We start from the raw sequence: 19,383 nt of genomic DNA on the forward strand, positions 1-19,383 counted from the left end.
ACGGAAACGCCGATGGAAACAGAGTGCACAAGAACATCGCACACAATGTATCTGCGGATTCCGGTCGGTTATTACCCGGGGGTAGAAACCGCGGGTAACCCAAGCTCAGGCCTGCACCCGCGCCGCCAGCCGCCGCAGATCCTCTCGCAGCCGCTCCACCTCGGCCCCCGTCAGCCGCGTACCGGCCAGCAGCGCGGACGGCACGCACTCCGCCCGCTCCCGCAGCTCCTCACCCCGCCCGGTGAGCGCGACCAGCACCGACCGCTCGTCCCGCGCGGAGCGCTCCCGGCGCAGGAGCCCGGCCGACTCCAGGCGCTTGAGCAGCGGCGACATCGTTCCGTAGTCGAGCCGCAGGGCTCCGGCCAGCTCCTTGACGGTGAGCTCGCCGCGCTCCCAGAGGACCAGCATGACCAGGTACTGCGGATAGGTGAGCCCGAGCGCATCGAGGTGCGGACGGTACGCGGCCGTCACGGCGCGCTGGGCCGCGTACAGCGCGAAGCACAGCTGCTCGTCGAGCAGCAGCGACCCGGCCGGCGAATCTGAGTCCTCTACGTTCGTCACGCGCCCATTGTCACGGAGCGCGGGTCGAAGCCGAAGGGCAACTCCAGACGGTGCTCCTGCATGAGCTCCTCGTCCGAGAGCAGTTCGCCGGTTTTGCCGTCCGCGGCGATCACGCCCTCGCTGAGGATCAGGGCGCGGGGGCACAGTTCGAGGGCGTACGGCAGGTCGTGCGTCACCATGAGCACCGTCACGTCCAACGACCGCAGGATGTCGGCGAGTTCGCGCCGCGAGGCCGGGTCGAGGTTGGAGGACGGCTCGTCGAGGACCAGGATCTCCGGCTCCATCGCCAGGACCGTCGCGACCGCCACCCGGCGCCGCTGCCCGAAGGAGAGGTGGTGCGGCGGTCGGTCGGCGAAGGCCTCCATGCCGACGCGCTCCAGCGCCGTACGCACCCGCGTCTCCAGCTCCGGCCCCTTCAGCCCGGCGGCCGCGGGCCCGAAGGCCACGTCCTCGCGCACGGTCGGCATGAACAGCTGGTCGTCGGGGTCCTGGAAGACGATGCCGACCTTCCGCCGGATCTCCGCCATGTGCTTCTTGCCGACGGGCAGCCCGGCGACGGTCACGGTCCCCGCACCGCCGGTCAGGATGCCGTTGAGGTGCAGCACGAGCGTGGTCTTGCCGGCGCCGTTCGGCCCGAGCAGGGCGACTCGCTCGCCGCGCCCGATGGTGAAGTCCACGCCGAAGAGCGCCTGATGCCCGTCCGGGTACGCGAAGGCGAGGCCGGAGACCTCCAGCGAGGGGGTGTCGCCCAGCGAATGTGTCACTTCCGGCGAATGTGTCACAACATCCATCCCAACAGGCATACGACGAGAGCCGCGAACGGCAGGGCGAAGGCGTACGACCACTGCGCCCGGGACGCGGTCACCTCGTCGATGACCGGCATCGAACCGGCGTACCCCCGGCTGACCATGGCGAGATGCACCCGCTCCCCGCGCTCGTACGAGCGGATGAAGAGGGCACCGGCGGACTTGGCGAGGACGCCCCACGAACGGACTCCACGGGCCTCGAAGCCGCGCGAGTCCCGCGCGATCTTCATGCGCCGCATCTCGTCCGTGATGACGTCCCCGTAGCGGATCATGAAGGACGCGATCTGCACGAGGAGCGGCGGCAGCTTCAACCGCTGGAGCCCCAGGAGCAGTTCGCGCAGCTCGGTCGTCGAGGCGAGCAGTACGGACGCGGCGACGCCGAGGGTGCCCTTGGCCAGCACGTTCCAGGCGCCCCACAGTCCGTTCACGCTCAACGAAAGGCCGAGTACTTCGACCCGCTCGCCCTGCGCCACGAACGGCATCAGCACCGCGAAGGCCACGAACGGCACCTCGATCAGCAACCGCTTCAGCAGGAAGCCCGCCGGGATCCGGGCCGCGTAGGCGACCGTCGCCAGCAGCAGCGCGTACAGGCCGAACGCCCACACCGCCTCGCGCGGGGTCGACACCACGACGAGCACGAAGGCGAAGACGGCCGCGAGCTTGGTGTGCGGCGGCAGGGCGTGCACGGGTGAGTGCCCGTGGCGGTAGAGCCTGTGCGCGTGGCCGGCGCCCATGTCAGGCGTTCTCGGCGACGTCGGCCACGGACGACGGGGACGTCTCGCTCGTACGGCGCCTGCGTACGGCCCAGAAGACGCCCGTCCCCGCGACGACCGTGACGCCCACGCCGATCACGCCCGCGAGGCCGCCGGAGATCCGGGCGTCGGTGAGGCCCTCGATGCTGTAGTCGGCCAGCGGGGAGTCGGCGGCCGCGTGGTCCTCGACCTTGGCGTCGATGCCCTTGTCGGCGGCGACCTTCTCCAGGCCGTCGGGGTTCGCGGAGGCGTAGAAGCTGACGAAACCCGCGAGGACGAGGGAGGCGGCGAGGCCGGTCAGCCAGACCTTCCGGTGCGAACGCGCGGCGGCCGGGACGGGCTCGGCGGCCGGGGCGTCGACCAGCTCTCCGTGCACGCGCAGCTTGAGCGGCACGGTCAGGCCGCGGGCCCCGTACACGAGGTCCGGCCGTACGGCGATGACCGCGCCGACCGTCAGCGCGGTGATCGCGGCCTCGCCGATGCCGATGAGGACGTGGACGCCGACCATCGCGGTGAGGACCTGGCCGATGGGGACGTCCGTGGTGCCGCCGATCGCGTAGACGAGCGTGAAGGCCGCGGCGGCCGCCGGCACGGAGAGCACGGCGGCGACGAAGGCGGAGACGGTAATGGAACGGCGCTTCTTGGGCAGGAGTTTTACAAGGCTCCGGAAGACGGCGTACGCCACGACCGTCGTGACCACCGCCATGACGGTGATGTTCACGCCGAGTGCGGTGAGGCCGCCGTCCGCGAAGAGGATGCCCTGCATGAGGAGGACGACCGAGACGCACAGGACCCCGGTATAAGGGCCCACGAGTATCGCGGCCAGCGCACCCCCCAACAGATGCCCACTGGTCCCGGCCGCCACCGGGAAGTTCAGCATCTGCACGGCGAAGATGAAGGCGGCGACCAGGCCCGCGAGTGGTGCGGTGCGCTCGTCCAGTTCGCGCCGGGCACCGCGCAGGCTCACCGCGACGGCCGCCGCGGCGACCGCTCCGGAGGCCACGGAGACAGGGGCGTTGATAAATCCGTCAGGCACATGCACCCGACGATGATAGTGCCTTGTTGCGAACCGTTCGCAAGAGCGAGTTGGCCATGAATAGACCCCGAGGGGGACTCGGGGGCGCATTCCGGAAAATATGCGACATTGGAGAGGTAGGAGCTCAAAGAGTTCTCAAAAGGTTCCCCATGGGCCATCCATGGGTACGGGTCCGCAACGGGTGCCACAGGCGAAGGAGCCACCGATGTCCGCCGTCGAGCAGTACGCGCGCGCCCACATCGTCACGGACGCAGCGGAGGATCCACCCGCAGTCCCGGTCGCGCTGCGCTATGACCCCGAGGCCGATCCCCGTGAGGTCCACATCACCCTGCCCGGCCACCACGAGTGGGTCTTCGCCCGCGACCTCCTCGAAGAGGGGCTGCGGGTCCCGGTCACCGCGGGTGACGTACACATCTGGCCGTGCGGCCGCGTCCAGGCCGTCATGGAGTTCCACTCGCCGAACGGCGTCGAGGTCGTGCAGTTCGACTCGAAGGCCCTGATCCGCTTCCTGCGGCGTACGTACATGGCCGCCGCCCCCGTGACCCACTGACCGACCGGGCCGTCAGAGCGCAGGCGGGGGTTCAGAAACAGGCCCTTCAGCTGCCCGCCTTCAGGAGCGCCGCCACGATCGGCCCGGACGACTCGCTGCCGTGACCGCCCTCTTGTACGACGCCCGCCGCCGCCAGGTCGCCCTTCCACGCCGTGAACCAGCCGTTGGGCTTCTTCTGGCCGTCGACCTCCGCCGAGCCGGTCTTGGCACCGAAGTCGGGGCCCAGGCCGGCCATGGCCTCGGCCGCCGTGCCGTACGCCGCCGTGTACTGGAGGAGTTCGCGGAGCTGGGACTGGGTGGAGGCGGACAGGGAGCGGGACCCCTTGGCCAGGGTGCGGTCGTCGACCGTCGGAGCCACCAGGTAGGGCTGCTTGAAGGTGCCCGTCTTGGCCGTGGCCACGACCGACGCCATGTTCAGCGGGTTCATCCGGACCCCGCCCTGGCCGATCAGTGAGGCCGCCTTCTGGGCATCCGACTGCACCGGCACCGCGCCGTCGAAACTCGGCACCCCGATGGCCCAGTTGTTCAGGCCGAGCCCGAACACCTGCTGCGCCTGCTCGGTCAGGTCGCCGTCGCCGAGCTCCTTGGCCTGGCTGATGAAGGCCGTGTTGCAGGAGCGCGCGAAGCTCGCCTTGAACGTGCCGTTCTTGATCTGGAACTTGTCGTCGTTCTGGAACTTCCAGCCGCCGTACGTCGAGTACTTGGGGCACGGGTGTTCCTTGTTCACCGACGCGAGCCCCTTGTCGATGAGCATGGACGCCGTCACGATCTTCATCGTCGAGCCGGGGGCCAGCGAGCCCTGGAAGGCGATGTTGAAACCGTGGCCGGAGTTCGCCACGGCCAGGATCTCGCCGCTCGAGGGTCTGATGACGACCGCCGACGCCTTGGACTTCTTGCCCACCTCCTGCTCGGCGGCGGCCTGGAGGCCCGGGCTGAGCGTCGTACGGACCGTGCCCGGGGTGCCCTTGCTCAGCTCCAGCAGGGTCTTGTCGGGGTTCTTCTCGTTGTCGCCGTCCTCGGCGGAGGACGAGGGGGACGCGGAGGAGTCGGTCCCGGCCGACGACCCCGCACGGATCACCCGCAGCTCGATCCCGGCCTTGCCGCCCGCCTTCTTGCCGTACTTCTCCCGCAGGCCGTCCAGGACCGTGCCCAGCGAGGGGTACTTGGCGGCGGTCAGCTCGCCGCCGTCCCGGTCGAGGGCCTTGACCGGCGGCGTCCCGGACTCCCCGGTGACCAGCCGGTCCCCCTTCTCCAGGTCGGGGTGCACGACGGAGGGGAGCCAGTCGATCAGCGGCTTGCCGTCCTTGGCGCGGCGGACGACGGTGAGCTCGGACTCGTACGCGAGGGCCTTGGTCAAACCCTTGTAGGAGACCGTGCCCTTGACGGAGAACGGGACGGAGTCGCCGGAGCGCTTGCCGGCGGTGAGGGTCACATCCTTGATGTACGCCTCCTTGCCGTAACCGGTCAGCAGGGTGCGCGCCGCCGCGGTGTCGTCCGTGGCGGCCGCGGCCGTCGTGACGTCACCGCTCTGCCAGGCCGTGAGGAACGCCGTGGCCGTGGATCTGACCTCGGTCGCCGACAGCGGGCCGGTCTTCACGGCCTTCTTCTCGGCGGCGGCCGACGCCTTGTCGTCGGCCGCCGCCCCGCCGTCGTACACGCTGTAGATGCCGAACCCGGCGCCGCCGACGACCACGGCGATCATCCCGCCGATGACGGCGGGCTTCGTCCTGCCGCGCTCGGCGGCACGCTTCCTGTTCCCCACGCGTTCCGTTCCTTCGCTGCTTCCCCGTTGCCCTCACGGTCTCCTACGAGAACGACAGCCACCACCCTAGGGTCCCGCCCTGTGAGGGTGAGCTCAGCCACCTGTCCGTAGCACAGCCGCGACAATCGGGCCTGCCGCGTCGCTGCCGTGGCCGCCCTCCTGGGTCATGGCCGCGGCCGCGATGTCGCCCCGGTAGCCGGTGAACCAGCTGTTGGACACTTTCTGGCCGTCGACCTCCGCCGACCCGGTCTTGGCGCCGAAGTTCGGGCCGAGCCCCTGCATCGCGTCGGCGGCGGTGCCGCTGGCCGCCGTGCGGTTCATCATCTGGCGCAGTTGCGCGGCCGTGTTCGCCTCCAGGCCTTGCGCCTGGGCCAGTTCGCGGTCGTCGAGGCGCTGCGGCACGATCACCGGCTGCCGGAACCTGCCCGTGACGACGGTCGCGGTGACCGACGCCATGTTGAGCGGGCTCATCTGGACCTGGCCCTGGCCGAGCATGTTGGCCGCCGTGTCCGGGCCGCCGGAGGCCGGGACGGAGCCGTCGAAGGACGGGATGCCGGTCTTCCAGTTGTCCTGGCCGAGCCCGAAGCGCTCCTGCGCCTCCTTGGTGAGCGAGTCGACCTCGACCTCGTCCGCGTACTTCACGAACGCCGTGTTGCAGGAGCGCGCGAAGCTCTCCGAGAGGGTCGCGTTCTCGTTGGGCGTCATGCCCTGGAGGTTCTTGAAGGTCTGGCTCTGCCAGGTCGCGTCGGGCGGGCAGGGCGCGGGCCCGTTCGCCGTCGTGACGCCGTTGTCGATCAGCGTCGCCGCCGAGATGATCTTCATCGTGGAGCCGGGTGCGACCTTGCCGAGGAAGGCCGCGTTGAAGCCGTCCTCCCGGTTGTTGGCGACCGCCAGCACCTCGGCGGTGCTCGGCGCCACCGCGACCACCGACGACTCGGCGTACTTCTTGACCGCTTTCTCGGCGGCCGCCTGGGCGCTCGCCCTGAGCGTGGTCTGCAGCTTGCCGGGCTTGCCCTTGGCGATCGTGACCAGCGTCTTGTCGGCCGTGCCCTCGGCCGCGCGCCGGATCGCCAGCTCGATGCCCGGGGTGCCGCCGGCCGTGTCGCCGTACGCGCTCCGCAGCTCTTCCATGATCGGGACGAGCGACGGGTACTTCCCCTCGGTCAGCACCACGCCGTCGCGGTCCACGGCCTGGATCGGCGGACTCGCGGCCTCGCCCGTCACCAGGGTGTCGCCCTCCTGCAGGTCCGGGTGGACGACGGTCGGCTTCCAGTCGACGAGCGCCTTGCCCGTGGTGACCCCGCGCACGACGGTCAGCTCGCTCTCGTACGAGAGGGGCTTGCTCTTCCCCTCGTACGACACCGTGGCCGAGACGGAGAAGGGGACCGTCGCGCCCGTCGGCGTACCGGGACTGATCCGCACCTTGGTCACATACGCGCTGCCGAGGTAGTTGGTCAGCAGGGTCTTGGCCACCCCCGCGTTGTCGGTCAGTCCCGCGGCCTTGGCCGCCTGCCCCTTCTCCCAGGCCGCGAAGAACTTCTCGGTGGTCTCCTTGACCTCCGCGCTCGACGGCGGCCCGGTCTTCACCGCCGTCCCGGGCGATCCGTTCCCCCCGCTGATCGCGGTCACTATGTTGTACGCGCCGTATCCGGCGCCCCCCACCATCACGGCGAACACTCCGCCCACAAGGGCGGTCTTTGCCCCGTTGCGCATTGCGCGATCCCCTCCCCTCGGCCTTTCTGAACGTGTTCAGAAAGGTCCCCGTGCTCGCACTGTATGCGGCGGGGGAGGCGGATGTGGGCCGTGTTCCCTGATTGTTAGACCGAGGTGTCGAGGGTTGTCAGACCCAGGTGTCCAGCCACATCCGTGAACGCCAGCTGTCGATCGGGATGGCCTGGCCGGTATAGATCGGCCAGAAATAGATGAAGTTCCATGCGATCAGCAGGACGAGGACACCCGAGGCGGCCGCGCCGATGACCCGGCGGCGTTCGCTCGAACCCGGTGGGCCGAGGAAGGCACCGATCATCATCGCCACGGCCAGGCAGAGGAAGGGGAGGAAGACGACGGCGTAGAAGAAGAAGATGGTGCGTTCCTGGTAGAGGAACCAGGGGAGGTAGCCGGCCGCGATGCCGCAGGCGATCGCGCCCGCGCGCCAGTCGCGGCGGAAGAGCCAGCGCCACAGGACGTAGAGGATCGCGAAGCCGGCCGCCCACCACAGGAGCGGGGTGCCGAGGGCGAGGACCTCGCGGGCACACTTCTCGCCCGCGTCCGTCGGGCAGCCGTCCTTGCCGGGGAGCGGGGACTCGTAGAAGTACGAGACCGGGCGGCCGGTGACGATCCAGCTCCACGGGTTCGACTGGTACGTGTGCGGGGAGGACAGGCCGACGTGGAACTCGTACACCTGCGACTCGTAGTGCCACAGGCTGAGCCACCAGTCCGGGAACAGCCAGGACCAGGAGCTGCCCCTGCCGTCGGCGGTGGCCCAGTCCCGGTAGTAGCCGCCGCTGCCGTCCGTCGCGGAGAGGAACCAGCCGGTCCACGACAGGACGTACGTGGTGACGGCGACCGGGACCGTCGACAGGAAGGCCCAGCCCAGGTCGTGCTTGAGGACGGCGACGTGTGGGCGCCGGGCGCCGGCGACCCTGCGTGAGCCGACGTCCCACAGGACCGTCAGCAGGCCGAACGCGACGAGGAAGTAGAGGCCGTTCCACTTGGTGCCGATGGCGAGGCCGAGCATCAGGCCGGCCGCCAGACGCCAGGGGCGGCGGCCGAGGAGGGTGTTCTCCGCGGTCTGCGCGTCCGGGCGTACGACTCCGTCCGGGTCCGGCGGGAGCGCGGCCGCCAGCCGCTCGCGGACCTTGTCGCGGTCGATGAGCAGGCAGCCGAAGGCCGCCAGGACGAAGAACATCACGACCTGGTCGAGCAGCGCGGTGCGGCTCATCACGAAGTGCAGGCCGTCCACGGCCATCAGCGCACCCGCCAGACAGCCCAGGAACGTCGAGCGGAACAGCCGGCGGCCGATCCGGCACAGCATCAGCACCGAGAGCGTGCCGAGCAGGGCCGTCATGAAGCGCCAGCCGAACGGGGTGAACCCGAACATCCACTCGCCGAGCCCGATGACGTACTTGCCGACGGGCGGATGGACCACGTACGCGGCGTCCGACGGGATCTTGATGTCGCCGTTGTTCTGGAGGATCAGGTCGTTGGCGTTCTTGGCCCAGTTGACCTCGTATCCGCGGTGGATGAGTGCCCAGGCGTCCTTGGCGTAGTACGTCTCGTCGAATATCACCGCCTTCGGGCTGCCCAGGTTCCAGAACCGCATCACGCCCGCCAGCAGCGTGATGAGCAGTGGACCGCCCCACGCCGACCAACGCGTGATGCGGTGCGCGGCCGGCCGGCCGAGCCCGATCGCCGTCCACAGGCGCGGGCCGGGTTCGGCGTACGCGGGCACCAGGCGGTCGCGGACGTCGCTTCTGGGCCGGGCCGGGTAGCCGAACCGGCGCAGGCGCTGCTGCCACGACGGCCGATGCTCTTCGACGCCCTGTCCCTGGCGGGTGTCCGTGGAGGACGCGGTACTGGTCACCGCGCCATCGTAGGGAACAGGTCTGTGGGAGTCCCGTGCCCCGCCCCTGCGAGGATGGAACCGTGACAGGAACACTCGTACTCGCAGGCACGCCCATCGGTGACATCACGGACGCGCCGCCCCGGCTGGTGGCGGAATTGGCGGGCGCCGACGTCATCGCCGCCGAGGACACGCGGCGGCTGCGGCGGCTGACGCAGGCGCTGGACGTGCAGCCGTCCGGGCGGGTCGTGTCGTACTTCGAGGGGAACGAGTCGGCGCGTACGCCCGAGCTGGTCGAGGCCCTGGTGGGCGGGGCGCGTGTGCTGCTCGTGACGGACGCGGGGATGCCGTCCGTGTCGGATCCCGGGTACCGGCTGGTCGCGGCCGCCGTGGAGAAGGACATCAAGGTCACCGCCGTACCGGGGCCCTCCGCCGTGCTCACCGCGCTCGCGTTGTCCGGGCTGCCCGTCGACCGGTTCTGCTTCGAGGGGTTCCTGCCCAGGAAGGCCGGCGAGCGGCTGTCGCGGCTGCGGGAGGTCGAGGGCGAGCGGCGCACGCTCGTGTACTTCGAGGCGCCGCACCGGCTCGACGACACGCTCGCCGCGATGGCCGAGGTGTTCGGGGCGACGCGCCGGGCGGCAGTGTGCCGCGAGCTGACCAAGACGTACGAAGAGGTCAAGCGCGGCCCGCTCGGCGAGCTGGCCGCCTGGGCCGCCGAGGGCGTACGCGGCGAGATCACCGTCGTCGTGGAGGGCGCCCCCGAGAAGGGCGCCGAGGAACTGGGCGCCGAGGAACTGGTGCGCCGGGTGCGGGTGCGCGAGGAGGCGGGGGAGCGGCGCAAGGAGGCGATCGCCGCCGTGGCCGCCGACGCGGGGCTGCCCAAGCGCGAGGTCTTCGACGCGGTGGTCGCGGCGAAGAACGCCGCTCGCGCCGCCCCGTAGAGGCCCTGTCGGGGGCGCACGCGACAGAAGGCGCCCCATAGGGGAGCAAAGGACGATCGTCAAAGGCAAAGCCCAGGTCGGCTGACGGAGGCCTTCGGACAAAGAACGGCCAAGACGGCTTCAACAGTCGGCAGGTCTGATGCGTTCACGCCGGTGGAAGCGTCCACTGGGTGAAGGGACGCACCCGTCCCTCGTCCAGCGGACCAGAGGAGCTGGCATGAGCGAGATCGCAGGGCAGACCGGCCATCGCAGCGCGGCGACCGCCGTTGTCAACGAGTCGTACTCCTTCGCCTGCATGAACTGCGGGCACGGCTGGGAGCAGTCGTACGAGATAGAGCACCACCTCGACGCCGAAGGCACCGAGTTCGTGATGTACGTGGCCGACGGTCTGGTCGTGCCGTCGCCGCTGAGCCGGCCCACCTGCCTGAACTGCGACGGTCATGTCCTGCGCATCATGCGCCCGGGACGGGTGTCCGCGGCGCAGAACTCGATGCACCGGTCGGCGCCCGACCGTCCGCGGAAGGCCGCCGACGTCCTCGCGGAGTCGGCGGAGACGGCCGAATCGGCCGAGTCGACGGCGGGTCCCGAGGCGGAGCACCACTGGCACCTCGCCGATCTGCTGCACCCGTTCCACCACCGCAAGGCGGGGTGACCCCACGGCTCGCGGGTTACCCCCCGGCGCCGGGTCTCACGTCCAGCGGCTCCCCCCGCCCCGCGAGGTGAGGCCCGGCGTTCCCGTTCGCAGCCGCGGGCTTCGTACGACTCCCGTTCGCAGGAGCGGGCTTCGTACTTTCGTAGGATCGGCACATGCCTTCCAACGCCGAAGCCCCGCCCCTTCCGGACCCCCTCCGTGTGCCGGTCGCCGACTCGCACACCCACCTCGACATGCAGTCCGGCACGGTCGAGGAGGGCCTCGCGAAGGCCGCGTCGGTCGGCGTGACGACGGTCGTGCAGGTCGGCTGCGACCTGAAGGGCTCGCGGTGGGCGGCGGACACGGCGGCCGCGTACGACGCGGTCCACGCGACCGTCGCGCTGCACCCGAACGAGGCGCCCCGCATCGTGCACGGCGACCCGGACGGCTGGTCCCGGCAGGGGATGCGGGCCGCCGGCGGTGACAGCGCGCTGGACGAGGCGCTCGCCGAGATCGACCGGCTGGCCGCGCTGCCCCAGGTCAAGGGCGTCGGCGAGACCGGCCTCGACTACTTCCGTACGGGCCCCGAGGGCAAGGCCGCGCAGGAGCGGTCCTTCCGCGCCCACATCGAGATCGCCAAGCGGCACGGCAAGACGCTGGTCATCCACGACCGGGACGCCCACACCGATGTCCTGCGGGTCCTGAAGGAGGAAGGCGCTCCCGAGCGGACCGTCTTCCACTGCTACTCCGGCGACGCCGCGATGGCCGAGATCTGCGCCCGCGCCGGCTACTACATGTCCTTCGCCGGGAACATGACCTTCAAGAACGCCCAGCCGCTGCGCGACGCCCTCGCCGTGGCCCCGCTGGAACTGGTCCTCGTGGAGACCGACGCGCCCTTCCTCACCCCCGCGCCGTACCGCGGACGGCCTAACGCCCCGTATCTCATTCCGGTCACGGTCCGAGCCATGGCCACCGTACGCGGCCTGGACGAGGACGCGCTGGCGACGGCGATCTCGGCGAACACGGCCCGGGCATTCGATTACTGAGGCATAACGCTCACGGGGTTCGGCGCGGTGTGGCTCGGAGCAGCACTGTGACTCTGTGTAGCCATGTGACTTTGGAGAGCGATGACACCTCCGCTAGGTTCTGGTCGCCCGATCCGGACCCCTGGAGCTGGAGCGTGTCGTAGTGAGCAATTCGCAGTACGAGACGTATGGCCCGACGTACGAGAACCATGAGCCGTACGGTTACGGATACCCGCACACGTACGGTCACGGATACCCGGACACGTATGGTCCCGAATACCCGGACACGTACGGTCACGAATACCCGGACACGTACCGGCCCGCTTATGAAGCATGGACCGGGTCGGAGGCGCCGACACTGCCGCGCCAGGCGCCGACCGTGGCCGAGACCCTTGAGCTGCCCCGCTCCGGAGGCCGAGCCGAAGCCCGGCGCGCCGCCCGGCGCCGGAGGACCGGAGAGCGGTCCGAGGTGCGCCGGCTGCTTCCGCGGGCGCTGGTCGTGGCGTTTCTCGCGGGCGGCACCTCGGCGTTCGTCGCCAACGACAAGGCGATCGAGCTGAGCGTCGACGGCAAACCGCGCACGCTGCACACCTTCGCGGACGACGTGACCGAGCTGCTCGCGGACGAGGGCGTCGAGGTGGGGGCGCACGACAGCGTGACGCCCGCGCCCGGAGCCGCCCTGACCAGCGGGGACGAGGTCGCCGTACGGTACGGGCGGCCCGTGCGCCTCACCCTCGACGGACACCGGCGCAGAGTGTGGACCACCGCGCACACGGTGGACGGGGCGCTTCGGCAGCTCGGGGTGCGTGCGGAGGGCGCGTACGTGTCGGTCTCGCGCTCCCTGCGGATCGGGCGCGAGGGGATCGAACTCGACGTGCGCACCGAGCGGACCCTGACGGTCATGGCGGACGGGCGGGCCCGGACGCTCCGGACGAACGCCGCGACGGTCCGCGAGGTCGTGGACGACGCCGGGATCACGCTGCGCGGGCAGGACACCACCTCCGTGCCGCCCGGGAGCTTCCCGCGCGACGGGCAGACGGTGACGGTCATGCGGGTCACCGGAACGAAGGAGGTCCGCGAGGAGCCGATCCCCTTCGCGGTGCGGCGGAGCGACGATCCGGAGCTCTTCCGGGGCACGGAGGTCGTCGAGCGGGCGGGGCGACCCGGGCTGCGGCGCGTCACGTACGCCCTGCGGATCGTCAACGGTGTCAAGCAGCGGCCGCGGCGGCTCAGGTCCGAGGTGGTTCACGAGCCGCAGACGCGAGTGGTGAAAGTGGGCACGAAGCCGTTGCCGACGTCCGTGGAGGGCGCCGGCAACCTGAACTGGCAGGGGCTCGCCCACTGCGAGTCGGGTGGGCGGCCCGGTGCGGTCGATTCCTCCGGTACGTACGGCGGGCTCTACCAGTTCGACACTCGGACCTGGCAGAACCTTGGGGGTTCGGGGCGGCCGCAGGACGCGTCCGCCGCCGAGCAGACGTTCCGTGCGAAGAAGCTTTATGTGCGGCGGGGGGCCAGTGCTTGGCCGCATTGCGGGGCGCGGTTGCAGGGGTGAGTGGTGGTTTCCTTCGCCCCCCGCCGCCCCTACCCGTCCCATCCCCTGGGGGCTCCGCCCCAGACCCGCCAGGGGGCCAGCCCTCCGGACCCCCGCTCCTCAATCGCCGGAGGGGCTGATTCTCACCCGTCCGGCGATTGAGGACGAGGCCCTCCAGGCCGAAAGGGGGGTCTGGGGGCGCAACCCTCAGGGACGGGACGGGACGGGACGGGTAAGGGCGGCGGGGGCGAAAACCCTCCGCTCAACCCACCCGTACCCTTGGGGCGTGACCAGCCCCACCCCCGACGCCCTCCTGGGCCCCGCCGACATCCGCGAACTCGCGGCAGCGCTCGGCGTGCGGCCCACCAAGCAGCGCGGCCAGAACTTCGTCATCGACGCCAACACCGTGCGACGGATCGTACGGACCGCCGACGTACGCCCAGAGGACGTGGTCGTCGAGGTCGGCCCGGGGCTCGGCTCCCTGACCCTCGCCCTGCTGGAGGTCGCGGACCGGGTCGTCGCCGTCGAGATCGACGACGTACTCGCGGGCGCGCTGCCCGCGACGATCGCCGCGCGGATGCCGGAGCGTGCCGGCCGGTTCACGCTCGTGCACTCCGACGCCATGCAGGTCGGTGCCGGCGACCTGCCGGACGACCCCCCGCCGACGGCCCTCGTAGCGAACCTGCCGTACAACGTCGCCGTCCCCGTACTGCTTCACATGCTCGACACCTTCCCCAGCATCGAGCGGACGCTCGTGATGGTGCAGGCCGAGGTCGCCGACCGGCTGGCCGCCCCGCCCGGTTCGAAGGTGTACGGGGTGCCGTCCGTGAAGGCGAACTGGTACGCCGACGTCAGGCGGGCCGGGTCGATCGGGCGCACCGTGTTCTGGCCCGCGCCCAACGTCGACAGCGGGCTGGTGTCGCTGGTGCGGCGGGCGGAACCGGTCAAGACGAGCGCCTCGAAGCGCGAGGTGTTCGCCGTGGTCGATGCCGCCTTCGCGCAGCGGCGGAAGACCCTGCGGGCCGCGCTGTCCGGCTGGGCCGGCTCGGCTCCGGCCGCCGAGGCCGCTCTCGTCGCGGCGGGGGTCTCGCCGCAGGCCCGCGGTGAGTCCCTGACGGTGGAAGAGTTCGCACGGATCGCGGAGAACAAAGAGTGAGTGTGACGGTACGCGTCCCGGCCAAGGTCAATGTCCAGCTGGCCGTGGGCGGTGCCCGCCCCGACGGCTTCCATGACCTGGCCAACGTCTTCCTCGCGGTCGGTCTGTACGACGAGGTCACCGTGAGCCCGGCGGATGCGCTTCGGGTGACCTGCGAGGGGCCCGACGCTTCCCAAGTCCCCCTGGACCGTACGAACTTGGCTGCTCGTGCGGCTGAGAAGCTGGCCGCGCGGGTCGGGCGTGCGGCCGATGTGCACATTCACATCGCCAAGGACATTCCCGTCGCCGGGGGTATGGCGGGCGGCTCCGCCGACGGTGCGGGGGCGCTCCTTGCCTGCGACGCGCTCTGGGGAACGGGGGCCGCTCGGTCCGAACTCCTCGATATTTGTGCCGAGTTGGGGAGTGACGTGCCGTTCAGCCTGGTCGGCGGGGCGGCGCTCGGGACCGGGCGAGGGGAGAAGCTACGCGTTCTGGACGTGGGCGGAGCGTTTCACTGGGTCTTCGCGGTGGCTGACGGGGGGTTGTCCACTCCGGCTGTGTACGGGGAGTTCGACCGTCTCAACGAGGGCGTGGATGTGCCCGAGCCGGTCGCCTCGCGGGTGCTGCTCGACGCGCTGGCCAAGGGCGACTCCGTGGCTCTCGCGGCGGCTCTCTCCAATGACCTTCAGGCTGCCGCGCTGTCCCTCAGGCCGTCGCTGTCCGACGTGCTGGCCGCGGGGCGCTCCGCGGGGGCGCTGGCCGGGCTGGTCTCCGGATCCGGACCGACGACCGCGTTTCTGACCAGGGACGCGGAGTCCGCGGCGAAGGTGGCCGACGCGCTCGGCTCCGGTACGTGTCGGACAGCGCGTGTCGCTGTGGGGCCCGTGGCCGGGGCCACGGTGGTCTGACGGGGGTAGGCCCCACGTGGGAGCGCCCTTCAGGGGCGCGGGGAACCGCGCGACCAGCCCCCACCTGACCGCACCCAACAAACCGCTCGACCGCCGGAGGCTACGGGCACCGTCCCATGGACGGCCGTAAGGATCATCCTCACGGCCGACTACCCTGGAAGGTCGATCGATCCCCCCTGTCAGGAGTACGAGTGGCCGTCAATCTGGTCAATGTCGAGGCAGTCAGCAAGGTGTACGGAACCCGTGCGCTGCTCGACGGAGTCTCCCTCGGCGTGTCCGAGGGCGACCGGATCGGGGTGGTCGGCCGCAACGGCGACGGCAAGACCACGCTGATCCGGATGCTCGCCAAGCTGGAGGAGGCCGACACCGGGCGTGTCACGCACTCCGGCGGCCTGCACCTCGGCGTGCTCACCCAGCACGACTCCCTGGACCCCGAGGCCACCGTCCGCCACGAGGTCATCCGGGACATGGCCGACCACGAGTGGGCGGGCAACGCCAAGATCAGGGACGTACTGACGGGCCTGTTCGGCGGCCTCGACATGCCCGGCTTCCCGCAAGGGCTCGACACCGTCATCGGACCGCTCTCGGGCGGTGAGCGCCGGCGTATCGCGCTGGCCAAGCTGCTCATCGAGGAGCAGGACCTGATCATCCTCGACGAGCCCACCAACCACCTCGATGTGGAAGGCATCGCCTGGCTCGCGCAGCATCTGCGCGAGCGGCGCTCCGCCCTCGTCTGCGTCACCCACGACCGGTGGTTCCTGGACCAGGTCTGCACGCGCATGTGGGACGTGCAGAAGGGCGACGTGTACGAGTACGAGGGCGGCTACACCGACTACGTCTTCGCCCGGGCCGAGCGGGAGCGCATCGCCGCGACCGAGGAGGTCAAGCGGCAGAACCTCGTACGCAAGGAGCTGGCGTGGCTGCGGCGCGGCGCCCCCGCCCGTACGTCCAAGCCGCGCTTCCGCGTCGAGGCCGCCAACGAGCTGATCGCGGACGTGCCGCCGCCCCGGGACAGCGGTGAGCTGATGAAGTTCGCCTCGTCCCGGCTCGGCAAGACCGTCTTCGACCTGAAGGACGTCACCGTGCAGGCCGGGCCCAAGGTGCTCCTCAAGCACCTGACCTGGCAGCTCGGGCCGGGCGACCGGATCGGCCTGGTCGGGGTGAACGGCTCGGGCAAGACCTCGCTGCTGCGGGCCATGGCGGAGGCCGCGCGCTCCGAGGGCGAGGAGCAGCCCGTCGCCGGCCGGATCGCCGTCGGCAAGACCGTGAAGCTCGCCTACCTCTCCCAGGAGGTCGCCGAGCTCGACCCCACCTGGCGGGTGCTGCAGGCCGTCCAGGCGGTCCGCGACCGGGTCGACCTCGGCAAGGGGCGCGAGATGACCGCGGGCCAGCTCTGCGAGACCTTCGGCTTCGGCAAGGAGAAGCAGTGGACGCCGGTCGGGGATCTGAGCGGTGGTGAGCGCCGCCGTCTCCAGCTCCTGCGGCTGCTGATGGACGAGCCGAACGTCCTCTTCCTCGACGAGCCCACGAACGACCTCGACATCGAGACCCTCACCCAGCTCGAGGACGTGCTCGACGGCTGGCCCGGCTCGATGGTCGTGATCTCCCACGACCGGTTCTTCATCGAGCGGACGACGGACCGGGTGTTCGCGCTGCTCGGTGACGCCACGCTGCGGATGCTGCCGCGCGGGATCGACGAGTACCTGGAGCGGCGGCACAAGATGGAGGAGGCCGCGGCGGCCTCGGTTCCGGCTCCCGCCGCGGAGAAGACCGCCGCATCCTCGGCGGACGCGCGCGCCGCCAAGAAGGAACTCCAGAAGATCGAGCGGCAGTTGGACAAGCTCTCCCAGAAGGAGAGCAAGCTCCACACCCAAATCGCCGACAACGCCACGGACTTCGAGAAGGTGGCCAAACTGGACGGCGAACTGCGGGAATTGGCCACCGAGCGCGAGGACCTGGAGATGCGCTGGCTGGAGCTCGCAGACGACGCGTGAAGGGCGCGTGAAGGAGCATAACGAGGGCATCACGGGCCGGTCCTCCCTTGGGAACAGGGGGGAACCGGCCCGTTGTTCGAGCGCGTCAGGGTGATAGAAAGGGCCGTCTGAGAACAGTCTTAGGCAGTCTGACAACCACTGTGAGTGCACCGCCTACTGCGGTGCGTACTACAGGGCATGGCTAAAAATCAGTGAGATCAAGGGGGAACGCGCTGATGGCTCAGCCGCCCAATCAGCCGCCGCAGAGCGGGTACGGAGCTCCGCAGGACCAGCCGCCACAGGGGGGCTTCGGCCCGCCGCAGGACCCGCACGGGGCCACGCCTCCGCCGTCGGGCCAGCCACCGCAGGCGCCACCGCCTCCGCAGGGCGTTCCGCAGACTCCGCCGCCTCCGCACGGTGCCCCGCAGACGCCGCCGCAGCCCGGCTACGGATACCCGCAGCAGCCCGGCCCGTACGGCCAGCCGGGACCGCAGGGGCAGCCGGGCACCGGTCCGTACGGCCAGCCGGGACCCTATGGTCAGCCCGGTCCGTACGGTCAGCCGCAGCAGCCCGGCCCCTACGGCCAGCCGCAGCAGCCCGGCTACGGATACCCGCAGCAGCCGCAGTTCCCGGGCCCGCCCGGCACTCCGCCGGGCGGCGGCTCGCGCGGTCCCTTCAAGGGCAGGCCCGCGATGATCATCGGGGCGGCGGTTGCCGCGGCGATCGTCATCGCCGGGACCGTGTGGGCCGTCTCCAGTGGCGGTGACGACGACAAGAAGCCCGTCGCCGACAAGAGCCAGGACGCCAAGCCCTCCGCCTCGGACGCTCCGATCAACCCCGGTGACGGCGACGGCGACGGCGGCGCGGACCCCGAGGACCTCAACGAGGGCCGCCAGGCGGGCGAGTCGAAGGTGCTCTGGTACAAGGAGGCGCCCGACGCGCCCTCTTCCGGCGCCGACGCCCCAGGCCTGTGGGTCACCGACAAGATCGCGGTGAAGGCGGCGTACAAGCAGCTCTTCGCCTACAACGTCAGTGACGGCAAGCCCAGTTGGGATCCGATCACGATGCCGCAGCCGATCTGCGCGGTGTCCACGCAGAAGACGTCCGACAACAAGGTCTTCGTGGCGTACAAGGAAGGCACCAAGAGCACCGCCGGGTGCAACCAGCTGGTGCAGATCGACCTCAACACCGGTGAGAAGGGCTGGACCAAGGAGATCGCCGAGGGCGAGCTCTTCGACAGCACCCTCAACATCGGACTGGCCATCAGCGGTAACACGCTGGTGGTCGGCCGCTCGCAGTCAGGGACGGCGTACGACGTCGAAACCGGCGACAAGCTGTGGGACAAGAAGAACTACGAGCCGACCTGCTACCCGGCCGCCTTCACGGGCGGTGCGAAGATCCTCGCGGTCTCGTCCTGCGGCGCCGGCGGCGACAACGAGCACGACGAGATCCAGGAGCTCGACCCGAAGACCGGCAAGGCCAAGTGGACCCAGAAGTTCCCCAAGGGCTGGCGGCTCGAGCGGGCCTACTCCGTCGACCCGGTCGTTCTGTACCTCACCAACGAGGACAAGAAGCAGTGGAACATCACGACGCTGAAGAACGACGGCACGGTCCGCTCGGAGGTCGGCGTCGACGAGTCCTTCGCGCCGGAGTGCGGCTGGGCGATCCTCACGCGTGACCTTCAGGGCTGCTCGGGCGTGGCCGCCGACGCCAACACCCTCTACCTGCCGACCGAGGCGAAGAGCGGTGCCAACGAGGTCGTCGCGATCAACCTGGAGACCGGCAAGGAGAAGTGGCGCACCAAGTCCCCGGCGGACGAGTCGATGATGCCGCTGAAGACGGACGGCACGAACCTCATCGCGTATGTGCAGCCCTCGTACGACGCGGGCGGCCGGATCGTCTCCATCCCGACCGGTGGCGGCTCGCACACGCCGAAGAAGCTGCTGCAGAACCCGCAGGGCACCGCGGACATCGAGAACAGCTTCTTCTCGAAGACCGTCGACTACGTGGACGGGCGCTTCTACCTCTCCACCACCCGGCTGACGGGCAACGACGAGTCGAAGGAGAAGTTGATGCTGGCCTTCGGCAAGTGACCCGGCCGGCTCTTCGTCTTCGTCTTCGTCTTCGTCTTCGTCTTCGTCTTCCTGTTCCGCTTCCGCTCGCGCCCGCCCGGGCCCACCCCACCTTCGTCCCCTTCGCATACGAGGTAC

The 19,383-nt window shown here is 70.3% G+C and carries 16 protein-coding genes; 9 read left to right on the forward strand and 7 right to left on the reverse strand.

Features of this window, described 5'->3' with window-relative positions; genetic code table 11:
• Positions 1 to 105: 105 nt before the first annotated feature.
• The 4 genes from ACTWQR_RS20020 to ACTWQR_RS20035 are packed head-to-tail and all read right to left on the reverse strand — an operon-like array spanning position 106 to position 3,161.
• Positions 106 to 561: a MarR family winged helix-turn-helix transcriptional regulator gene (locus ACTWQR_RS20020; RefSeq protein WP_443228471.1), complete on the reverse strand. Its 456-nt coding sequence runs from the start codon at positions 559 to 561 to the stop codon at positions 106 to 108.
• Positions 558 to 1,364 (reverse strand): energy-coupling factor ABC transporter ATP-binding protein, encoded by an 807-nt coding sequence (locus ACTWQR_RS20025; protein ID WP_443228472.1) that lies wholly within the window; start codon positions 1,362 to 1,364, stop codon positions 558 to 560. The genes ACTWQR_RS20020 and ACTWQR_RS20025 overlap by 4 nt, the downstream gene beginning before the upstream one ends.
• Positions 1,340 to 2,101: a cobalt ECF transporter T component CbiQ gene (cbiQ, locus tag ACTWQR_RS20030; protein WP_443228473.1), complete on the reverse strand. Its 762-nt coding sequence runs from the start codon at positions 2,099 to 2,101 to the stop codon at positions 1,340 to 1,342. Before cbiQ ends, ACTWQR_RS20025 begins: the two co-directional genes overlap by 25 nt.
• A 1-nt stretch (position 2,102) precedes the next feature.
• Entirely contained in the window at positions 2,103 to 3,161 is a 1,059-nt protein-coding gene (locus ACTWQR_RS20035) for an energy-coupling factor ABC transporter permease (RefSeq protein ID WP_443228474.1), read from the reverse strand.
• Between the two features lie 199 nt (positions 3,162 to 3,360).
• On the opposite strand from ACTWQR_RS20035, the gene ACTWQR_RS20040 reads away from it, so the two are divergent.
• A complete protein-coding gene (locus ACTWQR_RS20040) occupies positions 3,361 to 3,705 on the forward strand; it encodes an SsgA family sporulation/cell division regulator (RefSeq protein ID WP_443228475.1) in 345 nt (114 codons plus the stop codon).
• A gap of 46 nt (positions 3,706 to 3,751) precedes the next feature.
• Here the strand turns inward: ACTWQR_RS20040 and ACTWQR_RS20045 are convergent, their stop codons facing one another.
• The 3 genes from ACTWQR_RS20045 to ACTWQR_RS20055 form a co-directional block, all read right to left on the reverse strand.
• Positions 3,752 to 5,467, reverse strand: a complete 1,716-nt coding sequence (locus ACTWQR_RS20045; RefSeq protein ID WP_443228476.1) for a penicillin-binding transpeptidase domain-containing protein — start codon at positions 5,465 to 5,467, stop codon at positions 3,752 to 3,754.
• Between the two features lie 93 nt (positions 5,468 to 5,560).
• Positions 5,561 to 7,180 (reverse strand): penicillin-binding transpeptidase domain-containing protein, encoded by a 1,620-nt coding sequence (locus ACTWQR_RS20050; RefSeq protein ID WP_443228477.1) that lies wholly within the window; start codon positions 7,178 to 7,180, stop codon positions 5,561 to 5,563.
• 127 nt (positions 7,181 to 7,307) lie between these two features.
• Entirely contained in the window at positions 7,308 to 9,050 is a 1,743-nt protein-coding gene (locus tag ACTWQR_RS20055) for a dolichyl-phosphate-mannose--protein mannosyltransferase (RefSeq protein WP_443228478.1), read from the reverse strand.
• 62 nt (positions 9,051 to 9,112) lie between these two features.
• Here ACTWQR_RS20055 and rsmI point away from each other — a divergent pair, with 62 nt between their 5' ends.
• The 8 genes from rsmI to ACTWQR_RS20095 all read left to right on the forward strand — a co-directional run bounded on the left by rsmI (position 9,113) and on the right by ACTWQR_RS20095 (position 19,266).
• The gene (gene rsmI, locus ACTWQR_RS20060) at positions 9,113 to 9,970 is read left to right on the forward strand and encodes a 16S rRNA (cytidine(1402)-2'-O)-methyltransferase (RefSeq protein ID WP_443228479.1); all 858 of its coding nucleotides are present in this window, start codon (positions 9,113 to 9,115) and stop codon (positions 9,968 to 9,970) included.
• A gap of 217 nt (positions 9,971 to 10,187) precedes the next feature.
• Entirely contained in the window at positions 10,188 to 10,622 is a 435-nt protein-coding gene (locus ACTWQR_RS20065) for a hypothetical protein (protein ID WP_443228480.1), read from the forward strand.
• A gap of 155 nt (positions 10,623 to 10,777) precedes the next feature.
• On the forward strand, positions 10,778 to 11,647 hold the full coding sequence (locus tag ACTWQR_RS20070) for a TatD family hydrolase (protein WP_443228481.1): 870 nt from the start codon (positions 10,778 to 10,780) through the stop codon (positions 11,645 to 11,647).
• 142 nt (positions 11,648 to 11,789) lie between these two features.
• A complete protein-coding gene (locus tag ACTWQR_RS20075; RefSeq protein WP_443228482.1) occupies positions 11,790 to 13,178 on the forward strand; it encodes a ubiquitin-like domain-containing protein in 1,389 nt (462 codons plus the stop codon).
• 265 nt (positions 13,179 to 13,443) lie between these two features.
• On the forward strand, positions 13,444 to 14,313 hold the full coding sequence (gene rsmA / locus ACTWQR_RS20080; protein ID WP_443228483.1) for a 16S rRNA (adenine(1518)-N(6)/adenine(1519)-N(6))-dimethyltransferase RsmA: 870 nt from the start codon (positions 13,444 to 13,446) through the stop codon (positions 14,311 to 14,313).
• Positions 14,310 to 15,200, forward strand: a complete 891-nt coding sequence (locus ACTWQR_RS20085) for a 4-(cytidine 5'-diphospho)-2-C-methyl-D-erythritol kinase (protein WP_443228484.1) — start codon at positions 14,310 to 14,312, stop codon at positions 15,198 to 15,200. Before rsmA ends, ACTWQR_RS20085 begins: the two co-directional genes overlap by 4 nt.
• Positions 15,201 to 15,391: 191 nt before the next feature.
• Positions 15,392 to 17,194, forward strand: a complete 1,803-nt coding sequence (locus ACTWQR_RS20090; protein WP_443228485.1) for an ABC-F family ATP-binding cassette domain-containing protein — start codon at positions 15,392 to 15,394, stop codon at positions 17,192 to 17,194.
• Between the two features lie 215 nt (positions 17,195 to 17,409).
• Complete coding sequence (locus ACTWQR_RS20095; protein ID WP_443228486.1) at positions 17,410 to 19,266, forward strand: outer membrane protein assembly factor BamB family protein; 1,857 nt, start codon at positions 17,410 to 17,412, stop codon at positions 19,264 to 19,266.
• Positions 19,267 to 19,383 lie beyond the last annotated feature (117 nt).

Origin of the sequence: Streptomyces sp. 2A115 (assembly GCF_052245575.1) — a bacterium.
Lineage (GTDB): Bacteria > Actinomycetota > Actinomycetes > Streptomycetales > Streptomycetaceae > Streptomyces.

Excerpts from the sequence above, each read along its gene's own strand:
- ACTWQR_RS20025 (WP_443228472.1), bottom strand. The coding sequence starts at position 1,364 with ATGCCTGTTGGGATGGATGTTGTGACACATTCGCCGGAAGTGACACAT.
- cbiQ (WP_443228473.1), bottom strand. The coding sequence starts at position 2,101 with ATGGGCGCCGGCCACGCGCACAGGCTCTACCGCCACGGGCACTCACCC.
- ACTWQR_RS20040 (WP_443228475.1), top strand. The coding sequence starts at position 3,361 with ATGTCCGCCGTCGAGCAGTACGCGCGCGCCCACATCGTCACGGACGCA.
- ACTWQR_RS20050 (WP_443228477.1), bottom strand. The coding sequence starts at position 7,180 with ATGCGCAACGGGGCAAAGACCGCCCTTGTGGGCGGAGTGTTCGCCGTG.
- ACTWQR_RS20065 (WP_443228480.1), top strand. The coding sequence starts at position 10,188 with ATGAGCGAGATCGCAGGGCAGACCGGCCATCGCAGCGCGGCGACCGCC.
- ACTWQR_RS20070 (WP_443228481.1), top strand. The coding sequence starts at position 10,778 with ATGCCTTCCAACGCCGAAGCCCCGCCCCTTCCGGACCCCCTCCGTGTG.
- ACTWQR_RS20095 (WP_443228486.1), top strand. The coding sequence starts at position 17,410 with ATGGCTCAGCCGCCCAATCAGCCGCCGCAGAGCGGGTACGGAGCTCCG.